20 protein-coding genes and 1 tRNA gene are annotated in these 17,287 nt (G+C 69.8%); 1 reads left to right on the forward strand and 20 read right to left on the reverse strand.

Going from position 1 to position 17,287, the window contains the following annotated elements; all coding sequences use genetic code 11:
• Positions 1 to 197: 197 nt before the first annotated feature.
• Both ACFZDK_RS41110 and ACFZDK_RS41115 read right to left on the reverse strand, forming a co-directional pair.
• Entirely contained in the window at positions 198 to 1,997 is a 1,800-nt protein-coding gene (locus ACFZDK_RS41110) for a DEAD/DEAH box helicase family protein (RefSeq protein WP_390980485.1), read from the reverse strand.
• 120 nt (positions 1,998 to 2,117) lie between these two features.
• Positions 2,118 to 3,566 carry an MFS transporter gene (locus ACFZDK_RS41115; RefSeq protein ID WP_390980487.1) on the reverse strand — a complete coding sequence of 483 codons (1,449 nt, stop codon included), beginning with the start codon at positions 3,564 to 3,566 and terminating at the stop codon, positions 2,118 to 2,120.
• A gap of 184 nt (positions 3,567 to 3,750) precedes the next feature.
• On the opposite strand from ACFZDK_RS41115, the gene ACFZDK_RS41120 reads away from it, so the two are divergent.
• A tRNA-Cys gene (locus tag ACFZDK_RS41120) sits at positions 3,751 to 3,822 on the forward strand.
• Positions 3,823 to 3,987: 165 nt separating this feature from the next.
• Here the strand turns inward: ACFZDK_RS41120 and ACFZDK_RS41125 are convergent.
• The 18 genes from ACFZDK_RS41125 to ACFZDK_RS41210 all read right to left on the reverse strand — a co-directional run bounded on the left by ACFZDK_RS41125 (position 3,988) and on the right by ACFZDK_RS41210 (position 17,208).
• Entirely contained in the window at positions 3,988 to 4,500 is a 513-nt protein-coding gene (locus ACFZDK_RS41125) for a hypothetical protein (protein WP_390980489.1), read from the reverse strand.
• A 41-nt stretch (positions 4,501 to 4,541) separates the two neighbouring features.
• Positions 4,542 to 5,120 carry a hypothetical protein gene (locus tag ACFZDK_RS41130; RefSeq protein ID WP_390980491.1) on the reverse strand — a complete coding sequence of 193 codons (579 nt, stop codon included), beginning with the start codon at positions 5,118 to 5,120 and terminating at the stop codon, positions 4,542 to 4,544.
• A gap of 202 nt (positions 5,121 to 5,322) precedes the next feature.
• Positions 5,323 to 6,606 carry a tyrosine-type recombinase/integrase gene (locus ACFZDK_RS41135; RefSeq protein WP_390980493.1) on the reverse strand — a complete coding sequence of 428 codons (1,284 nt, stop codon included), beginning with the start codon at positions 6,604 to 6,606 and terminating at the stop codon, positions 5,323 to 5,325.
• A gap of 85 nt (positions 6,607 to 6,691) precedes the next feature.
• On the reverse strand, positions 6,692 to 6,919 hold the full coding sequence (locus tag ACFZDK_RS41140; protein WP_390980495.1) for an excisionase family DNA-binding protein: 228 nt from the start codon (positions 6,917 to 6,919) through the stop codon (positions 6,692 to 6,694).
• Positions 6,920 to 7,261: 342 nt separating this feature from the next.
• Positions 7,262 to 8,824, reverse strand: a complete 1,563-nt coding sequence (locus ACFZDK_RS41145; RefSeq protein ID WP_390980496.1) for a DUF3987 domain-containing protein — start codon at positions 8,822 to 8,824, stop codon at positions 7,262 to 7,264.
• Positions 8,821 to 9,144: a hypothetical protein gene (locus ACFZDK_RS41150; protein WP_390980498.1), complete on the reverse strand. Its 324-nt coding sequence runs from the start codon at positions 9,142 to 9,144 to the stop codon at positions 8,821 to 8,823. Before ACFZDK_RS41150 ends, ACFZDK_RS41145 begins: the two co-directional genes overlap by 4 nt.
• The gene (locus tag ACFZDK_RS41155; protein WP_390980500.1) at positions 9,141 to 10,019 is read right to left on the reverse strand and encodes a bifunctional DNA primase/polymerase; all 879 of its coding nucleotides are present in this window, start codon (positions 10,017 to 10,019) and stop codon (positions 9,141 to 9,143) included. The genes ACFZDK_RS41150 and ACFZDK_RS41155 overlap by 4 nt, the downstream gene beginning before the upstream one ends.
• Complete coding sequence (locus tag ACFZDK_RS41160; RefSeq protein WP_390980502.1) at positions 10,016 to 10,732, reverse strand: SAM-dependent methyltransferase; 717 nt, start codon at positions 10,730 to 10,732, stop codon at positions 10,016 to 10,018. The genes ACFZDK_RS41155 and ACFZDK_RS41160 overlap by 4 nt, the downstream gene beginning before the upstream one ends.
• A 91-nt stretch (positions 10,733 to 10,823) precedes the next feature.
• The gene (locus ACFZDK_RS41165) at positions 10,824 to 11,156 is read right to left on the reverse strand and encodes a hypothetical protein (RefSeq protein ID WP_390980504.1); all 333 of its coding nucleotides are present in this window, start codon (positions 11,154 to 11,156) and stop codon (positions 10,824 to 10,826) included.
• 14 nt (positions 11,157 to 11,170) lie between these two features.
• Positions 11,171 to 11,638: a hypothetical protein gene (locus tag ACFZDK_RS41170; RefSeq protein WP_390980506.1), complete on the reverse strand. Its 468-nt coding sequence runs from the start codon at positions 11,636 to 11,638 to the stop codon at positions 11,171 to 11,173.
• Positions 11,639 to 11,655: 17 nt separating this feature from the next.
• The gene (locus ACFZDK_RS41175) at positions 11,656 to 11,850 is read right to left on the reverse strand and encodes a hypothetical protein (RefSeq protein WP_390980508.1); all 195 of its coding nucleotides are present in this window, start codon (positions 11,848 to 11,850) and stop codon (positions 11,656 to 11,658) included.
• 15 nt (positions 11,851 to 11,865) lie between these two features.
• Entirely contained in the window at positions 11,866 to 12,120 is a 255-nt protein-coding gene (locus ACFZDK_RS41180; protein WP_390980510.1) for a hypothetical protein, read from the reverse strand.
• Positions 12,121 to 12,144: 24 nt separating this feature from the next.
• Complete coding sequence (locus ACFZDK_RS41185) at positions 12,145 to 12,396, reverse strand: hypothetical protein (RefSeq protein ID WP_390980512.1); 252 nt, start codon at positions 12,394 to 12,396, stop codon at positions 12,145 to 12,147.
• 141 nt (positions 12,397 to 12,537) lie between these two features.
• Complete coding sequence (locus ACFZDK_RS41190; RefSeq protein WP_390980514.1) at positions 12,538 to 14,769, reverse strand: cell division protein FtsK; 2,232 nt, start codon at positions 14,767 to 14,769, stop codon at positions 12,538 to 12,540.
• 84 nt (positions 14,770 to 14,853) lie between these two features.
• The gene (locus tag ACFZDK_RS41195) at positions 14,854 to 15,195 is read right to left on the reverse strand and encodes an RRQRL motif-containing zinc-binding protein (RefSeq protein WP_390980516.1); all 342 of its coding nucleotides are present in this window, start codon (positions 15,193 to 15,195) and stop codon (positions 14,854 to 14,856) included.
• Positions 15,192 to 15,806 (reverse strand): diguanylate cyclase domain-containing protein, encoded by a 615-nt coding sequence (locus ACFZDK_RS41200; protein ID WP_390980518.1) that lies wholly within the window; start codon positions 15,804 to 15,806, stop codon positions 15,192 to 15,194. Before ACFZDK_RS41200 ends, ACFZDK_RS41195 begins: the two co-directional genes overlap by 4 nt.
• Positions 15,803 to 16,921, reverse strand: coding sequence for a conjugal transfer protein (locus ACFZDK_RS41205; protein ID WP_390980520.1), 1,119 nt, complete (start codon positions 16,919 to 16,921; stop codon positions 15,803 to 15,805). The genes ACFZDK_RS41200 and ACFZDK_RS41205 overlap by 4 nt, the downstream gene beginning before the upstream one ends.
• Entirely contained in the window at positions 16,918 to 17,208 is a 291-nt protein-coding gene (locus ACFZDK_RS41210; protein WP_390980694.1) for a hypothetical protein, read from the reverse strand. The genes ACFZDK_RS41205 and ACFZDK_RS41210 overlap by 4 nt, the downstream gene beginning before the upstream one ends.
• Positions 17,209 to 17,287 lie beyond the last annotated feature (79 nt).

The raw sequence follows: 17,287 nt of genomic DNA on the forward strand, positions 1-17,287 counted from the left end.
CGCGGCGGCGCTGCCACGGGGCGTGTGCGTAGCCGGACAGTAGCGAAGCGGGTTCGCTGAGCGGAAGTCTCCGTCCAGAATCCGGTCACACGCCGGTACGGACTACTTCGGTTTGTATCGGTATGCGCAGCGTGACGCGCCCCCTCAGGGGCGCAGGGAACTGCGCGAGCAACCACAGACGACCCGCACCGGACCGACTACCGCATCCGGGTGGCCCACTCCTGCACCTTGGCGATCCGCTGCCGCAACTGCCCCGCAGTCGCCTCCGCACTCGGCGGCCCCCCACACACCCGCCGAAGCTCGGTGTGGATCACCCCATGCGGCTTCCCGCTCTGATGCACATACGCGCTGACCATCGTGTTCAGCTGCTTCCGCAGCTCCATCATCTCCTTGTGGGAGACGACGGGCCGCCGCTCGGCCGGCAACTCCAGCAGGTCGGCCTCGGTGTCCGGCTTCTTGCGGCTGTGCGCGATCTGCCGGGCCTGCCGCTTCTGCAACAGCATCTGCACCTGGTCGGGTTCGAGGAGACCCGGGATACCGAGGTAGTCCTGCTCCTCCTCGCTCCCGGGGTGGGCCTGCATGCCGAACTCGGCGCCGTCGTAGAGCACCCGGTCGAAGACGGCCTCGGACTCCAGCGCCTCGAAGGCGAACTGCTCCTGCTCGCCGGTGTCCTCGTCCTGCTCCTTGTTCGCCTCCTCCATCTCCTTCTCGGACTCGGCGTACGGGTCCTCCTCGCCGTCCTTCTTCGGCTTGTCGAGGGCGTGGTCGCGCTCGACCTCCATCTCGTTGGCGAAGGTCAGCAGGTCCGGGACGGTCGGCAGGAACACGGACGCGGTCTCGCCGCGCCGCCGGGACCGCACGAAGCGCCCGACGGCCTGGGCGAAGAAGAGGGGTGTGGAGATGGTCGTGGCGTAGACGCCCACCGCCAGCCGCGGCACGTCGACGCCCTCGGACACCATCCGCACCGCGACCATCCACCGGTCGTCACTCGCGCTGAAGTCGTCGATCCGCTTGGAGGCGCCGGTGTCGTCGGAGAGGACGACGGTCGCCTTGGTGCCCGTGATCTCGCGGATCAACTTGGCGTAGGCGCGCGCCGATTCCTGGTCGGAGGCGATGACCAGGGCTCCCGCGTCCGGGATGGCCTTGCGCACCTCGGTCAGCCGCTGGTCGGCGGCGCGCAGCACGGCCGGCATCCACTCACCGCGCGGGTCGAGGGCGGTACGCCAGGCCTGGCTGACGGCGTCCTTGGTCATGGGCTCGCCGAGCCGGGCGGCGATCTCGTCACCGGCCTTGGTCCTCCAGCGCATGTTGCCGCTGTAGGAGAGGAAGATGACGGGGCGGACGACGTGGTCGGCGAGCGCGTTGCCGTAGCCGTACGTGTAGTCGGCGGACGATCGCCGGATCCCGTCCTGCCCTTCCTCGTAGGTCACGAAGGGGATGGGGTTGGTGTCGGAGCGGAAGGGCGTACCGGTCAGGGCCAGCCGCCGGGTGGCCGGCTCGAACGCCTCCAGGCAGGCCTCGCCCCAGGACTTGGAGTCACCGGCGTGGTGGATCTCGTCGAGGATGACGAGCGTCTTGCGCTGCTCGGAGCGGTTGCGGTGCAGCATGGGCCGCACGCCGACACCGGCGTACGTCACCGCCACCCCGTCGTACTCACGGCTGAGCGGGCCCGCGCTGTACTCCGGGTCGAGCTTGATCCCTATCCGGGCCGCGGCCTCCGCCCACTGCTTCTTCAGGTGCTCGGTGGGGGCGACGACGGTGACCTGCTGCACGACATGGTGGTGCAGCAGCCAGGAGGCGAGCGTCAACGCGAAGGTCGTCTTTCCGGCGCCGGGCGTGGCCACGGCCAGGAAGTCGCGTGGCTGCTCCTGGACGTACTTCTCCATGGCCCCCTGCTGCCAGGCCCGCAGCTTGCTGGCGGTACCCCAGGGCGCCCGGCCCGGGAAGGCCGGCGAAAGGTGGTGGGAGGACGCGGAGGAAGCGGCGGTGGTAGTCACGGTCTCCGTAGGAAGGGGGTCGGGCGGCTACGTATGACAACCGGGCCACCCTACCGGCGTGCTGTGGCTGTCAACGCGCGGACAAGGCCGGGTCACCCCGGGTGGGACTCACGTCACAGATCACGAAGCCGTGCGGCCACCCGGGTCCCGGAGCCGGGTCGCCACCCAGGCCCCGACGAGCGCCACGCCCGCCATCGGCAGGAACACGACGGCGAAGGCGCCGGGGTGGGAACCGGAGCCGGCCGTCCCCGTCATGCTGCCGCCGCCGAGGGCGGCGAAGGCCGCGCCGGTCGCGGCGAGCAGCACCACGTTGGACAGGGCGTCGGAGATCTGCAGGGCGGCGGAGTTGGCGCCGGCCTCCTCGGGGGCGGAGAGCCGGAGCATCAGGACGCTGGCCGAGGCGATCACCAGCCCCATCCCGAAACAGCCGAAACTCCAGGCGACGGCGACGGTCCACACCGGCACGGCGGGCAGCAGCACGCTGGGGGCGGTCGCGACCGCCGCGGCGACCAGCACCATGCCGAGGGTCATCAGCCGTTCCCGGTACGGCTGCATGCCCGGCCGCGCCTGCACCCACGAGCCCACCGCCCAGGTCACCCCGCCCGCCGCCAGCGAGAACCCGGCGAGTGTGGGGGACAGTCCGCGCTGGGTGACGAGCATCAACGGTACGAAGGACTCGGCGGAGATGAAGGAACCGGCGGCGACCCCGCGCAACAGCACGACCGAGGGCAGACCGCGCGCGGCGCGGTACGTCCCGCGGGGCAGCAGCCCGAGCACGGACGGTACGAGCAGCGCGGCACCGGCGGCCCCCGGCAGCAGGGACACCCATCGCGGGTCCTGGGCCGCGTACTGGAGCAGCCCCGCGCCCAGGGAGATGCCGAGGGCGAGCCGGATCCGCCGCCGGTCGAAGGCCTCCCGGCCCCCGCCCGGCACGGGACCGCCGGCCCGCCGCCGTATCTGCGGCAGCGCGAGCGCCACCGGCAGGAGGACGAGCACCGGTATCCCGAGGAACACCCACCGCCACCCGAGCTGCTCGGTGACGGTCCCGGCGGCGAGCGGCCCGACGATGGACGGCACCACCCACCCGGCGGCGAACCCCGCCAGGATCGAGGGCCGCAACCGCTCCGGGTACGCCCGCCCCACGACCACGTACAACGCGACGATGACCAGCCCGCCGCCGAACCCCTGCACGGCCCGCCCCAGGATGAACACCCACATGCTCTGCGCGGCCCCGGCGACCACCAGCCCGGCGGCGAACGCCCCGATCCCCGTCGTCAGCGCCCCGAGCGGCCCCTTCCGGTCCGACCACTGCCCGGCCAGCACCATCCCGAACAGGCTGGTCGTGAAGTACCCGGAGAAGGCGAACGCGTACAGCGACAGCCCGTCCAGCTCCCGGGCCGCGACCGGCATCGCCGTCCCCACGGCCGTCGCCTCGAACGCGATCAGCAGCACCACGGACACGATCCCGACGCTCAGCGCCCGGTACGACCGCCCCAGCACACCCTCGTCATCGACTCTGTCAGCGGTCTCATCTGCGACAACGGCGTCGCTCGGCTCAAGGGCGGTCATGCTGACCACGGTAAGGCCCAAGTACCACTTTGGCCCCTGTCGAGAGCCGTACCCCACCTCGGACCTTGGTCGTAGACCCCCCTCCCCCTCCCGTTTCATGAACGCCGTATGGCAGTCCCGTTGCACCCCCGCCGATCCCCTTGTCCCCCTCCCCCACGCCCCCATACCTTCGTCTCACCGACACGGCCGTGTGCCCGAGTGGCTTAGGGACTCGCCTGCAAAGCGAGGTACGTGGGTTCAATTCCCGCCACGGCCTCTATCTGGCCTGACCAGGCAGAACGGAAGGGCGGCACCCTCGCGGGGGTGCCGCCCTCCCCGTGGTTCGTCTCAGTTTCCGTCTCAGTTGCCCGCGTGACGCCTTCGTGCAGTACGAGCCCGACCGCCGACTCAGCTCTGCCGGACAGTCACCGGTAACCATCTCTCAGAGATCCACGACTTCTTTACTTCTATAGGTCTTGCCGTTTCCCACTTGAACCTCCATCCAGGCGGGAACAGATACACCGCCGCGTTGACTTCGCCAGGCATCTGCCACTTGTTGCGCTTGGCTCATTTCGATCGCCCAAGTCGCTTCCTCTCCAACGTCAAGGCGATGCGGCAGAGCAGGCCCGAAAGGGTTGTTCAGAACCCCAGTACTCACCCCACCCTCCAACACTAGATGCCAGCTCTTCACGCTGAAAGGGAGCCGGCCCGCATTGTGCACCGTGACGAACAGCGCCTCTTCAGTGAATCCTTGCGCAACCACCGAACCAGGCAACCGTAGCGTGCGCCCGACAATCGGATATGTGGCGTACTGGCGACCCGGATTAATAGCCCCATGCATCATTTTACATTGCGGCCTAATTCCGGAAAGGACAAACGTAACCGCCTGCCAGACCAGAGAGGCCACGGCAGCTATCAGACCAATCAACGCTATGACAAAATTTGCCACATCCACGCCATCCCCCAAATCAATGCCACTGAACCAGTATCACGGAGCTACGTTGCCGGCACGGGTTCCCACGGCGGCGTCCAACCAGTCGCGCGACACAGTTCAGCCAGAGACGCATTAACGTCAACCATTTGCCCACTTGTATATAGGTCACTGATACGCATGCCAAGCAGGCACCTAGCGTCAACCGCAGTGTCGGGGTACCCCATGTCGCGACGCGCAGACAAAACGAAATCGGAATACAGCTTCATCAAGACGACGGCCGGAGGGTTGCCCGTGTACGCAGCCTGCATGAAGTTGTGAAACGCTCTGACCGCCTCATCCGAGCCAAAGATTGAAACCCAGGCCGAGAATTCAGAAATTCGACTTCTGAGATCCTCCTCCGGCATACTCCGCTGATCAAGAATGTCCCGGAATAGGTTAATCATCGGCTTGTATACTTCGTATTTCTTTTCAGAGATCCGAGCCTCCAAATCTCTGAGACGCTGAGCGTCGATTTCAGACTTCTTAGCTTTTCTTGCAGAGAGAGCAGCAACAACAGCCGCCAGAATAGAAGCCAGCGCAGGAACGGCTGCGACCGCGACTGAAATTCGCCAGTCGGAGCTTTTCGCCTGCGCCTCAACCAAGAAGATTCCGTGTTTCAATGTCCCCGCTCCCCGAAGCACACGCATTGACCAGCTTGAGGATACTGTGCGGAACTCTCCCCCACACCGAGATCGCCAAAGCGATCAGGGCCTTCCAATGACAGACATCGGGAGCCCGTGGCATCTCTGAACTGGCTTGATGCCACGGGCTCATCCGATCGAGTCTGAGCCGCGAGGGAGACGGCTAACGGACCGGCAAGGGCACGCCGGCCGCCCCGTCGTCGCCGTCGTCCGGCCGGTCCATCTCGGGCTTCCAGATCAGGCCGTCCACCTGTCGCGCGATGTCCGTCCGCACGGCATCCACCATGTGCTGATAGCGGGCAGCCATGGCCGTGGTCGACCATCCCATGAGACCCATGACGGCCCGCTCGGGGACACCCAGGATGAGTAGGACCGTGGCGGCCGTGTGGCGCGCATCGTGCAAACGCCCGTCCCGGACTTTCGCTTCTGTCAGAAGAGCCTTCCATTCGGTCCAGTCCCGGCGGTGGGACGGGCTACGGCCGTGCTCATCCGGGAAGACCAAGCCGTTGTCCTCCCAGCGCTTCCCGGCCCTCGTTCGCTCCGCTCCCTGCGCCTTGAGGTGCGCACGGAGTAGGTCAACGAGTTGATCGGGGAGACCGACCGCACGACGGCCGGCGCGCGACTTGGTGGTGGACAACTCGGGGTTGGTTCGTCGCCTCTGGGGGCAGTACCCGGCGGCCTTGCGTCCGCAGGGCTCCGTGCACCCGTGGGCGTACTGCGGGCGGTGGCGACTACGGCGGACGACAAGGAATCCACCCTCAAGGTCAACGTCGTCCCAGGTCAGCCCCAGTACTTCCCCTTGGCGCAATCCGAGGGCGAGCGCGACGGCCCACCGTGCGGAGTTGCGATGCTGGTCAGCGGCCTTCAACAGTCGCTGTACCTCTTGGACGCTGTAGGGCTCTACTTCGTAATCCCCCGTCTTCGGTGCCTTGGCCAACAGGACGGGGTTCTTGCCGAGATGGCCGCGCCGTACGGCCTCATTGAGGGCGGTGCGGAAGGTTCGGTGCACCTGGTGCGCGGTGGCGGGCTTACTGCCGTTGGCCTGCATCTTGGCGTAGAACGTCTCGATGTGCTCGGGCTTGAGCCTGTCGAGCCGGTGAGCGCCCAAGCCGGGGATGAGGTGCTTCCGGACCGCAACGCCGTACCCGACCATCGTGTTGTCGTTCACGGCGAGGGATGCGACGTTGTCAACCCAGTGCGTCAACCACGCCTTGACCGTCCACGCCTTGCCGGGCTTCTTCACGGTCTTGGCGTCGCGCTGTTTCTCCAGCTCTCGAACAGCCTCCGCTACTTCGGTCTTGGTCTTGCGCTCGACATGGCGACGATCCGGCGTGCCGTCGTCGCGGACGCCGACGGTCACGCGACCGTGCCATTTGCCGTCCTTGCCGAGGTAGATCGAGCTACGGCCGTTGGGCTGTCGGGTGCGCTTCTTCTTGTCCTCTGCCACAGGCAGACTCCTGTTTCTGGGTGTCGGGTGGGAGACCGGGGCGGCGGGCTGTCCTTGTCCGGGAGTGCCGCCGCCCCGGGCGTCGTCAAGCGGCGCGTTGGGCGGTTCGGAGACGGGTGACGTACTCAGGAACGGCGGCGGCCGGGACCCTGCGCAGGGTGCCGACCATCACGGATTCCAGTTCGCCGGTGCGGATGAGGGCGTAACAGGTGGTGCGGCCGACTCGGAGTCGGTGGGCGGCCTCTTCGACCTTGAGGAGAACCAGGGTCGGGTCGTCGGCGAGGGCGAGGGGCAGGGTGGTGGGTTCGTCCACGGCTCACTCCTGTGAGGCTGAGTTCAGGGGCAAGTGCCGCCGCACAAACCGCAAAATCCGCAGAAAACCCGGGGAGGGCAGTTGACCTGCGGTGATGCGGTGCGCGGCTGGCGGCGGGTGGTACTCCGCAGAAACCCGCGATATTCCGCAAAAATCAGGGGCGGCCGTGAGCCGGTCGCCAGGGGCAGGGGGGGCGCTCGGTTTTTTGCGGAATATCGCGGGATTGTGCGACGGGGTCCCGTCCGGGGTCGGCGTGGGGACCCGTCGCAGGTCAGCGAGGTGTTCGGGGGTTTCTGCGGATTTCGCGGTTTGTGCGGGAGGGGTTGTCCGCGAGGGCGAGGGTCACCGGCCGCCGTGGCGCAGGGACGGGTGGGCGGCGAGGCGGGGTGCCGGGGGGCGTCCGCGCTTGCCGGTGCGCTCGGGTTGGTAGGACCGCAGGTAGCCGTGGTCTTCCAGCAGCGCGAGGGCCGGTTCCAGGTCGGCGACGGTGGGCACCTCGCTGCGGGACAGGACGGTGAAGACGTCCCGCCGGCTGACGTCGTCCCATCCGTTGTCCTTCAGCGCTTCCAGCACGCTGCGGGCGCGGGACAGGACCGGGTCGGCGCCCATGACGTCGAACACGGCGAGGGCGTGGGCGGTGTAGTAGTCCCCCAGCACGATCGCCGCGCGCATGGTGTCTTCGGTGACCGGGTGGGCGTAGCCGTTGCCGCCGTGTTCGGCGAGGTGCAACAGCGCGGCCATGCGGGCGGTCGCCCCGGCAAGCTTTCCGGCCCAGTTGGAGATGTGGCCCAGCTTGCCGCCGCGTGCCTTGAGCTGCGGTTCGATGCGCTTCTGATACGCGATCAGTGCCGCGTCCGCCTCGGGGGTGAGCTGGATGACGGCCGGGTCGGTCCACTCCGCCAGGGACAGGGAGAGGTCGATGACCCGGGCGGTGTAGGTGGCGGCCGTCTGCACGGGGACCGGGTCGGTGATGATCTCGCGTTCACCGACCGTGGACACCGGCAGGGAGTACAGGAACCGGGCCAGCAGTCCACGTCCCTCGAACCCCTTCACCTTGCCGATGTCCCTCAGGACGTCCGGCTGTACGGCGAGGCCGATGGTCAGAGCGGGGGCGTCGATGTACTCGCGGCGGGTCTGCCGGTTCACCCTCAGCCGGTCCCCCGCGTGCCCTTTCAGGAAGACTTCCATGTTGGGGGCACCGGAGTAGCGGCCGGCGATGATGTCGAAAATGCCGCCCTCGGCACTCATCACCGAAAGCCGGCCCCCCTGTTCGGCCATGAGCGAGGTGACCGTCTCGGGTGTCGAGTCGTCCGCCAGCAGGACCGGTTCGGCGGGCACGGTGAGCGTGTCGGCAGTCTGCGCGAGACCAACCGCGGTGGCCACCATGTCATCGCGCTTGTCGCCGTCGGCGGACGCGGCCTTGGCAGCGGCCTTGTCCGCCGCTTCCTTGGCCAGCCTCGCCGTCAGCTCCGCTTCCACGATCACCGGCTTCATCGCCGTCTTGAGCTGTTTCTCCGCCTCATACAGGGGGTTGGTCAGCAGCGCGAAGACGGCCGACTTGCGGTTCGCCGGCGGCAGCGCGACCACGGTGTAGAGGTTGGTGGGCTCGCGCCAGTTGCCGCGTACGTGGACCACGGACCGGCCGCCGGCAGCCGTGGCGAGCACGGCGAGGGCGATCGAACCGGCGAGGTCCACGGGGGTCTGCGTCTCGTGTGCGACGGCCGTCACGAACTCCCCCAGCCATGTCGGGAGGACGTGGGCGGGGAACGGCGGACGCTCGCGGCGGCCGGTGAGGGGGATGGGGTCCTCCCACACGTCCGGTGCCGTGTCGTCCTCGTCGGACGGGTCTTCCAGGGTAGGTAGTCCGGCCCACAGGTCGGGACTGTCCACAGCCTGTGGAGTCATGACGCGGCCCTCCCTTCGTCGGCCGCCTCGTGCAGGCAGACACGGGCGAGAACGCGGGCGGTGAGCCTGATGACGGCGGCACGGCCCCGGGCGCGTTCGTGCTGCCCGCAGGCACAGAGCCAGTCCGCGACCGGTACGCCCTCGCACTGGATCTGAAACCCCGGGGTGATGCCGGTGACCGTGACCGTCTGCGGGTCAGAACCAACAGCGATATGGGCGCCCTTGCGGGCGACGCCCTTCGGTTCGCCCACGGACGGCCGTGGCGGACCCTGTACGGCGCCCTGAGGGCCGTTCGCGGGGGTTCGGGACGCTTTGGTCATGCCGCTCGCTCCACGGCCGCCCCGAGGCCGTTGGTGACCGCGCGGCGCGCGTAGGCCTCCGGGACGCCCACCGCGACGGCGGCGGCCGTGATCTCCTCGCCGATCTCCGGGAGTCCGCACGGGCCGGGGCACGCGGTGTGCTGTGCGGCGAGGAACCGGGCCACGCCGAACGCCTGCGAGCCGGCGCCGGATTCAGTGCGGGCCCGCACCATAGCGAGGCCGCGTTCCAGACCGGTGCGGACGTAGCGCTCGGTGTGGCGGCACCCGGTGGCCACCGCCCGGCCCCACGGGGCGCGGGCGGGGAGAGAAGAGGCCACCCCGCCCGGCGCGGGGGTGGTGTCTTCCTTCACCAGCAGGGCGCGGACGGCCGACGGGAGAACGGCCATACGGCCGGTCCCGGGTCCGAGCCAACGGGCGTACTGGGTCGCGGACTTGATGTCGACACCCGGTCGGACCGCGTTCGATGACGGCATAGTGCCCCGGTAAATCCAGTGTTCGCCGCGCGTCGTGGGCACGGTGCGGGTAGTGGGCAGGGTCTCGCGGGCCCATGCAACGGCCGCCGCGTTGTCCAGGTCGACCACGGTCAGCCCGGCCCCGCCGGGGTGGTAGGCGACCGCCACCGCCTCACGCCACACCGGCGCCCATGCGGGCGAGGTGAGGACGTGCGGGTCGGTTGTCGCGGCGGCCCACGCGTGGCACGGCGCGGGGCACCGGCAGGGGCCCGCCGCCTTCATGTTGGGCCGTCCGCCGCACTCGTTGTCCTTGCAGGTACGGCAGTTGCCGAACGGGACCTTTCCTGCCCGCAGCGGCAGGACCGGGACACCAGCCGCCGCGATGGCGAGGGCAGCCCGCAAGAGTTCAGGGACCGTGGTCATGCCGCCTCCCGCACGGTGCGGGCGGCGAGGAATCCGCGGCCGATCCATTCGGTGTAGACGGGCGGGATGCACTCGCGGATGCCGTCGCGGTTCATCCACGGCACCCCGAGGACGCGGCGGGCGTGGTCGACGCCAGAGAAGTTGCCGACGAACTGCCCGTAGTGGCCGGGCGGGATCGGGCGGCCCATCTTGGCGACCGGCGCCATGTGCTCCGGGTGCGGCGGCGGGGTGAGCGTGAAGCCACCGGTCTCGAAGTACCGGTGGCGGTAGGTCTCCACCCTGAACATGGCCCCGCACAGCATCACCGGATCGTGCAGGTACGGGACGGCGCCGCGCACGTTCTCCATCACGTACGGCCGTCCGATGGCTTGCAGGGCGGTGCGGGTGGGAGCGATCAGGTCGGGGTGGTGGTTGCCCATGAGCCGCTGGGTGTCGCTGTAGAACTGGCACGGGCACGACGCGTGGATCAGGTCGAACTCCGTGCCGTGCTCCAGCACGTAGGCGATCGCGTCCGCCTGCACGAACCGGTACGGGTAGCGCGGCTGAGGGGCGATGTCGACGCCGGTCACGTCGAATCCGGCGTCCGCATACCCCTTGGCCGCGCCGCCCTGACAGCAGTACAGATCCAGCAGGCGCGGCCGTCGGCCGGACACTCGCCCCGTACGGGTGGCAGGGGCTGAGGGGCCCTCGCCGAAAACGCGCAGTTGGGTCATGCTGTAGCTCTCCTGTTCTGCTACGTCGGGACTGAGAGACCGTGGGCGGTGGGCTGTCCTTGTCCGGGAGTGCCACCGCCCACGGGCGCATTCAGAGGCCGCGCTGCGCGGCGTTGCCCGCCATACGGCGGGCAACCGCGTCGAGCTTGGCGGTCAGGTCGGCGGCCGGTGTCGCGGTGAAGGAGTGAAGGGCGACGGTGGCCGCGATGATGACGTCGCACAGTTCGTCGGCGACATCGGCGGTGGTGTGACTGATGCCCTTGCGGGGGTTCTGGCCCGTCATGCCGATGTACGCGGCGGATGCCTCGCCGGCTTCCTCAGCGACCTTCATCAGCCGCATCGCGGCCTCGTGTTCGTCCTCGCCGTTGGTGACGTTCAGGGCGGCGGCGATGCGGGCCGCGACGGGGATCAGAATGGCACTCACGTGGGTTTCTCCTGTCAGCTGTAGAACTTGTTGCGCTTGATGACGGCCTTGCGGATGTTGACCGTGGTCCCGCCCCGGTGGCCGCTCGCGCTGAACACCTGCACGGCGACCCAGCCCCCGAAGATGACGGCGGCGAGGACGATGAGCTGGTGGATGAGCGCGGCGAGCGCGGCGATGAACGTGGTCAGCAGGAACAGTCCGCCGCACACCGCGCCGAACCCGATGCCCCCGAGGGCGATGTTCACCGCCGTGCGGGAGACGGCCGGCTTGGCGGCGGGCGGTTCTGCCTTGGCCGGTTCGATGGCGTAGCCGGTGATGATCCGGCCGTCGGGCAGGACCACGCTCGCCACGGTCGGGATGGCGCCCGGCTGCACAGGCATGAGCGGGGCGGTGTGCGCGGGGGCGAGCGGGGTGGGGGTGTGGACTTCCACGGCCGCCGTCTCCCATCCGGCCGGGCGGCCGTACGCGGTGGGTTCGTTCACGGTGCGCTCCCTTCGGGTCAGTGGCCGACGCCGGGCAGGGCGTCGGTGACGGCGGTGACGAGTTGGTTGACGGTGCCGGCCGCGCCGGTGTGGGCGAGGTAGAAGCCGAACAGGGCGACGACGACCAGCGCTCCGCCGCCGACGGCCTTGAACCGCAGCAGCAGCACGACGACGACGGCGAGCAACAGAACCAGGGGGATGGTGAGGGTCACGAGACCTCCCAGGGGTCAGCGGTGGGTGCAGGTGGGATAGGCGGAGCCTCGGAAGCAGTGCCGGTAGTCGGCGCGGGTGACGCGGAAGTCGTGGCGGCGGCCGTCGTTCGTGGTGACGGTCAGCCGGTAGTGCCAGCCGCCGGACTTGAAGTAGGCGGCGTTGCGGTCGCTCACGGTCCCGGCCGGGCCGGGGGCGTAGGTGGGGCTGCACGCGGTCAGGACCGCGACGGCGGCGATGGTCGCCGTGGCAGCCGCGAGGGTCTTGCGCATTGCAGGGCTCCTTCGGGCGGTGGGTCAGCGGTGGTCGGCGCGGTAGGTGCGCGCGGCGCGGTTGTAGATCCAGCGGCCGACGCGTATGCGCTTGCCGGTCGCCTGGCAGCGGCGGCAGTCCCGGCCGCGCTTGGTCTTGCCCTTGCGGTCGGTGGTGATGGCGTGGCCCATGCCGGCGCACTTGCGGCAGTCCCCGAACGGGCTCAGCCAGCACTTGACGCCATAACACAGAGTGACGGCCAGCAGGAAGGAGGTAGCGAGGGTGGCAAGGCTCATCAGGGGCCTCTCAGCGGGCTTTGGAGGGGTTTTCGCAGGTGGGGTGCTACGTGCTAGCGACCTGATCAGAGGCGGTTTGGGTTGCTAGCAGGGTTGCTACCGGTAGCGACGCTGGCCGCTACCGGTAGCAGGGTTCGGGACCTATCCGGCGTCCCTCTTGTTGTTGCGCTCCGTAATCGCAGTGGCGATGTCGTCGCGCTTGATGCCGCGCTTGTTGACCTGCTCGCCGTCGATGCGCCGGCTGATCTGCACGGTGTTGATGCCGAACGGCTTGAGGGCGGCGGTGAGCGCTTCGGCCTTGGGCTTGGGCTCCAGTTCGGCCCACGGGCCGTAGACCTCCGGGCGCAGGTCGGCAAGCCGGTCCACGATGGTCTCGGACCACACCTTGGCCTCGTCCTTGCCGAGGACGGCGGCGACGTCGTCCAGGATCGTCGCGGACGTCTCCGGGGCCGGGGCCTCGCCGGCCGCGTCGCCGGACAGCGTTCCCTCCGCCTTCCGCAGCGCGGCGGCACGGGTCAGGATGCGTTCGGCGTCGCGGCCGTCGGCGAGGTAGGTGCGCACGATCCCCGCGTCGTCCGACATGCCCTTGAGCAGACCGACGCCCTTGTGGGACTTGAGCAGCTTGGACGCGTCCAAGCCCTCCGAGTACGAGCCGGCACCGAGGATGACGTCGGAGACCTGGTAGGCGCCGACCCGCAGGGCGAACCGGGCCTGGTGCTGGTCACGCAGCTCGGAGGGGCACGCCTTGTCGTCCGGCTTCTGCGTCGACGTCATCACCGAGACACCCACCGCGGGGGCGACCCGGGCGAGGTAGACCAGCAGGGACAGGATCTCTTTGCCGTGCTCGGGGTGGGTCAGGTACTCCTGCACCTCGTCCACCACGAACAGCGTGAGGGGCATGTTCAGCTTCTTGTCCCGGCTGATCTCCGGGGTGAGCTTGCCCTCCGGGCAGACGTGCAGCGGCAGTTCGGACAGCCGGTGGTAGCGGTCTTCGACGTCCGCCTTCAACTCCCGCAGCGACGCGAGCAGATGCTGTACGGGGTCAACCCCGTTCTTGGGCACGATGCCGAACCCGATCCGGTGCGCGACCAGCGCGAACTTCCGCCAGTCCGGCGACGCCTTGCCGTCGAACAGGTACAGCCTGACGTACGGGTCCAGCGCGGCGGCGAGGGCAATGGTGCGGGCGGAGAACGTCTTGCCCTGACGCGGCACGGCACCGACCAGCAGCGACAGCCACAGCATGGTCGCCATGACCGGGTTGCCGCGTTCGTCCACGCCCCACGGGAACGGCTTCCAGAAGTCCACCCGGGTTGCCCCCAGCAGCGGGGACTTGCCCGACGGGACGGCGAGCGGGTCACGGTCGGCGATCCAGTACGACACCCTGCGCTCGCTCGTCTCGTCCTTGTCCAGGAAGAGCTGAGTGGCGGCGATGTCCATGCCCGACGCGACCTTGGTGTGAGCGCTGAGCGCGTCCTTGAAGGACTTGCCGTAGGGCAGGTCCACCACGACCCGCCATCCGTCGCCGTCCCGGCCGATCGGGCGCGGGAACGCGATCGTCTGATCCTTCGTGGTCAGCCCGGCCACCTCGTGGGCGCGGATGACGATGTCGGAGGACAGCTTGCGCTTGCGGAACGTCACCTTGGCCATATCGATCAGCGGCCGGTCCGCCGGCGCCCCCACCGCCCCGAGCGTGGTGGTCAGCGTCGCCACGACCAGCGCGAGCAGCCACGATGGCGCCATGACGTACAGGGTCAGCGCGGCGGCCAGACCGATGAAACCGCCGATCGTCGCCACGATCCCCCGCAGCCTCACGCGGTCGTTGCGCTGCCGCGACAGCTTCAGGTAGTCCGCCGCGTTCTCGTCGGCCACGGCCGCCAGGCGCAGCGACTTGCCCTCTGCGTCCGACACCCACCGGCCGATCGCGGTGGACCACCGCCACGCGCCGCGCGGCGAGTACATGCAGATCTTCGGCGTGTAGACCAGCGGCAGCCGGATCGCGTGATAGCCGGCCACGGCGGAGTAGTGCCGGATCGCCCACTTGCGGACGGCCGTGCGCTGGTCAGGGAGCTTCACCCAGTCCGGCAGCACCGGCAGCCGGGCCTTGTCCTTGGCCTCCATCCACTCTGCGACCGAGGGCGGGTAGACCTCGCGCGGCGGGTCGACCGGCGCCCCATCGGTCAGCCCTTCGGCCTCGGGGTCTTCGGTGTCGGGGAGTTCGGCCTCCCACTCGCCCGGCTTGGCCTCGCCCTCGCTCGGGGCGGCGGGGGCCGGGGTGGTGGTCGGCTTGGTCAGCGGGAACGGCAGCACGGCGGCCGTCTCCTGCTCGGTGCCCTCCGGGTGGTCCGGGGGCGTGAAGGCGGTGGTTTCCGTCACGATGTGCGTACTCCTTCGGGAGTCGAAGGGTCCGGCCGGCTTGCTGTGGAAGGTCGGGCGGCCGGACCCGGGATGCAGGGTGGTTCAGGCGACGCGCTGTTCCTCGGGGTAGGCACAGGTCACGCAGGTTCCGAGCGTGGGCGGGATGACGTATCCGGCGTCCCGGCGGCACTCGGGGCAGGTGCGGCGGGCGCGCATCATCGCGGCGTGGGCCCGCCATCGGCCCGGTGTCATCGGCCGAAGCGGTTTGGCGAGGTCGACGCGGTACAGGTAGGCGACCAGGGGCGGTCGGCCCCGCCGCCGGGGGCGTTCGAGCTGGGCGGCGACGCCCTGCCCTCCGGGGCGCAGGTTGCGGGCCCGCAGTTGGCGGCGGGTGGCGTAGCCGTCCGGGGCGAGGTGCCACCGGAAGACCGGCAGCCCACTCACGCCGCGCCGCGCCGTCCCGGACGGCGACCGGCCACCGACCCGAGCAGCCGCCCGAGGCGGGCCCGGCGGGGTCCGGACCGGCCGGACCGCTTGGCCGCGTACATGGCCTCATCGGCACGGCGCAGCAGCGCGGACAGGTCCTCGCCCTGATGGTCACCGGCCCGTACCCACCCCAGGGACACCGTGGTGTGCACGTCGGGAGCGGTGTCGACCGGCCGGGCCAGCACACGGGCGAGGGTGTGCAGCCGGTCGGCCATCGTGCCGTCGCGGTCGACGACGACGGCGGCGAACTCATCCCCGCCAAGCCGTCCCGCGACACCGCCGGGGGTGGTGCCGTGGGCGAGGCGGGCGGCGACCGTGGTGAGCAGCGCGTCACCGGCCGCGTGGCCGTGGGTGTCGTTGATCTGCTTGAAATGGTCGACGTCCGCCAGCACGACCACGGCGCGGGGGTCGCGCAGCAGGCGGCGGGCCCGGCGGGTGAACGCGTCCCGCGTCCACAGCCCGGTAAGCGGGTCACGGCGGGCCGTGGTCAACCGGGAGTGCAGCCACCGGGCGTGGACCGCCCACCCGAGAGCGGGCACGGCCGGTAAGAGCGCGGCGAGGGTGCTCACGGCGTCACCACCTGGGTGGCGCGTTCGGCGAGCAGGGCGTCACGCAGCATGCGGGCGTTGGCGGGCGAGGTGCGCAGGGCCCGGCGGATGCCCTCCCCGGTCACCTCAGCGTCCGCCCATCCGGCCGTCGCCTTCCGCGCTTGCTCCATGAGCTGTTCGGGGGTGCGGCGCGTGCGGGTCGACTTGGCGGCGACCGGGACACGGCCCGTCGCCCGACGCGGCGAAGTCGACGCGGCCGGCACCGAACGGGCGGGCGCCGGGGCGATCGGGACCGGCTTCACGGCCGGGACGACGGCAGGCATCGGCTTCACGCCGACACCCGACTTGCCGAGGTCGACCGGCGCCGGATCGGGCACCGAAAGCCGCGTCACCACGACCGTGGCCGGGGTCGATACAGGCAGATCAGAGGTAGACCGTTCTCGACTGCTTCCGGTCGATTCCTCCGCATTCGTGACTGCGACAGGAATCGGGGCGGCGGTACCGAACATCGAGGCGAGAGCCGCGTCCGCGCCGTCCGTGATCCGGTCCCGCTGCACGTCCAGCAGCCTCGATCCGAGCGCCACGTCCCCGACACCGACCTTGCGGGCCAGACGCCACGACTTGCGCTCCGACCACCACTTGACCCGATCGCTGGGGTGGTGGGCGGCACGGGCGCGGTGGTAGGCGAGGGCCTGCACGATGTCGGCGGTGCGCTGCTCGTGTTCCGCGTCGCGGCCGTCGGTGTGCACGACGATCCGGCGGGCGAGGAACGCCATGCCTTCGGCGGACACCGACATGCCCAGCGGAGTCAGGGCGTAGATCACGGTCCGGCCGGGGTCGGGTGCGGCCATCGCGCCCATGACGGCGGCGGCGGCCGGCAGTGCCCACAGCCCGATCCGGACGACACGCGGCGAGGACTGCCCCAGCAGGGTCAACCCCAGCAGGACCAGGGCGAGGACGGCCGTGGCACCCTCACCGGCACCGAGGGCGCCCAGGGCGGTGCCGGTGCCGTAGGCGTGCCCGATGTTGCTGTAGGTACCGATCCCGCCGACCACGCCCGTGGCGAGCATCGGAACGAATGCGGCGGTCAGAACACCGATCTGGATGTTCGTCAGGGGCTTGCGGGGCTCGCTCATGCCGCTTCCCCCGTCCCCGGCCGGAAGCCGCGAGCGGCGCGCAGGAACGGCACCGTACGGGTCAGCGCGCCGGCGTACAGGGCGTCCCAACCGGCGATCTCGTCGCCAGCCCGCGCCTGCTCGAACATGTCCCGCAGGGCCTCGCGGGCCACGTCCTCGCGGGCCGTACGGTCGTCGTCCGTCTCGAACTCCAGCGGGCCCCGGAACAGGTCGACGTCGATGCCGAGCGCCAGTTCCGCGAACTCCGTGTCGCCGTGCACTTCCTGGCCGGCGACGAAGGTACGCATACGCATGGTGGGTCTCTCCTTGAACGTCGGGAAGGGCGCGGGGCGGTCGGCTGTCCTTGTCCGGGAGTGCGAACCGCCC

The organism is Streptomyces sp. NPDC007901 (assembly GCF_042959465.1).
Taxonomy (GTDB): Bacteria; Actinomycetota; Actinomycetes; order Streptomycetales; family Streptomycetaceae; genus Streptomyces.

Coding starts and splice junctions, on each gene's coding strand:
- ACFZDK_RS41115 (WP_390980487.1), bottom strand. CDS start 3,566: ATGACCGCCCTTGAGCCGAGCGACGCCGTTGTCGCAGATGAGACCGCT.
- ACFZDK_RS41145 (WP_390980496.1), bottom strand. CDS start 8,824: ATGACTCCACAGGCTGTGGACAGTCCCGACCTGTGGGCCGGACTACCT.
- ACFZDK_RS41150 (WP_390980498.1), bottom strand. CDS start 9,144: ATGACCAAAGCGTCCCGAACCCCCGCGAACGGCCCTCAGGGCGCCGTA.
- ACFZDK_RS41155 (WP_390980500.1), bottom strand. CDS start 10,019: ATGACCACGGTCCCTGAACTCTTGCGGGCTGCCCTCGCCATCGCGGCG.
- ACFZDK_RS41160 (WP_390980502.1), bottom strand. CDS start 10,732: ATGACCCAACTGCGCGTTTTCGGCGAGGGCCCCTCAGCCCCTGCCACC.
- ACFZDK_RS41180 (WP_390980510.1), bottom strand. CDS start 12,120: ATGCGCAAGACCCTCGCGGCTGCCACGGCGACCATCGCCGCCGTCGCG.
- ACFZDK_RS41185 (WP_390980512.1), bottom strand. CDS start 12,396: ATGAGCCTTGCCACCCTCGCTACCTCCTTCCTGCTGGCCGTCACTCTG.
- ACFZDK_RS41205 (WP_390980520.1), bottom strand. CDS start 16,921: ATGAGCGAGCCCCGCAAGCCCCTGACGAACATCCAGATCGGTGTTCTG.
- ACFZDK_RS41210 (WP_390980694.1), bottom strand. CDS start 17,208: ATGCGTACCTTCGTCGCCGGCCAGGAAGTGCACGGCGACACGGAGTTC.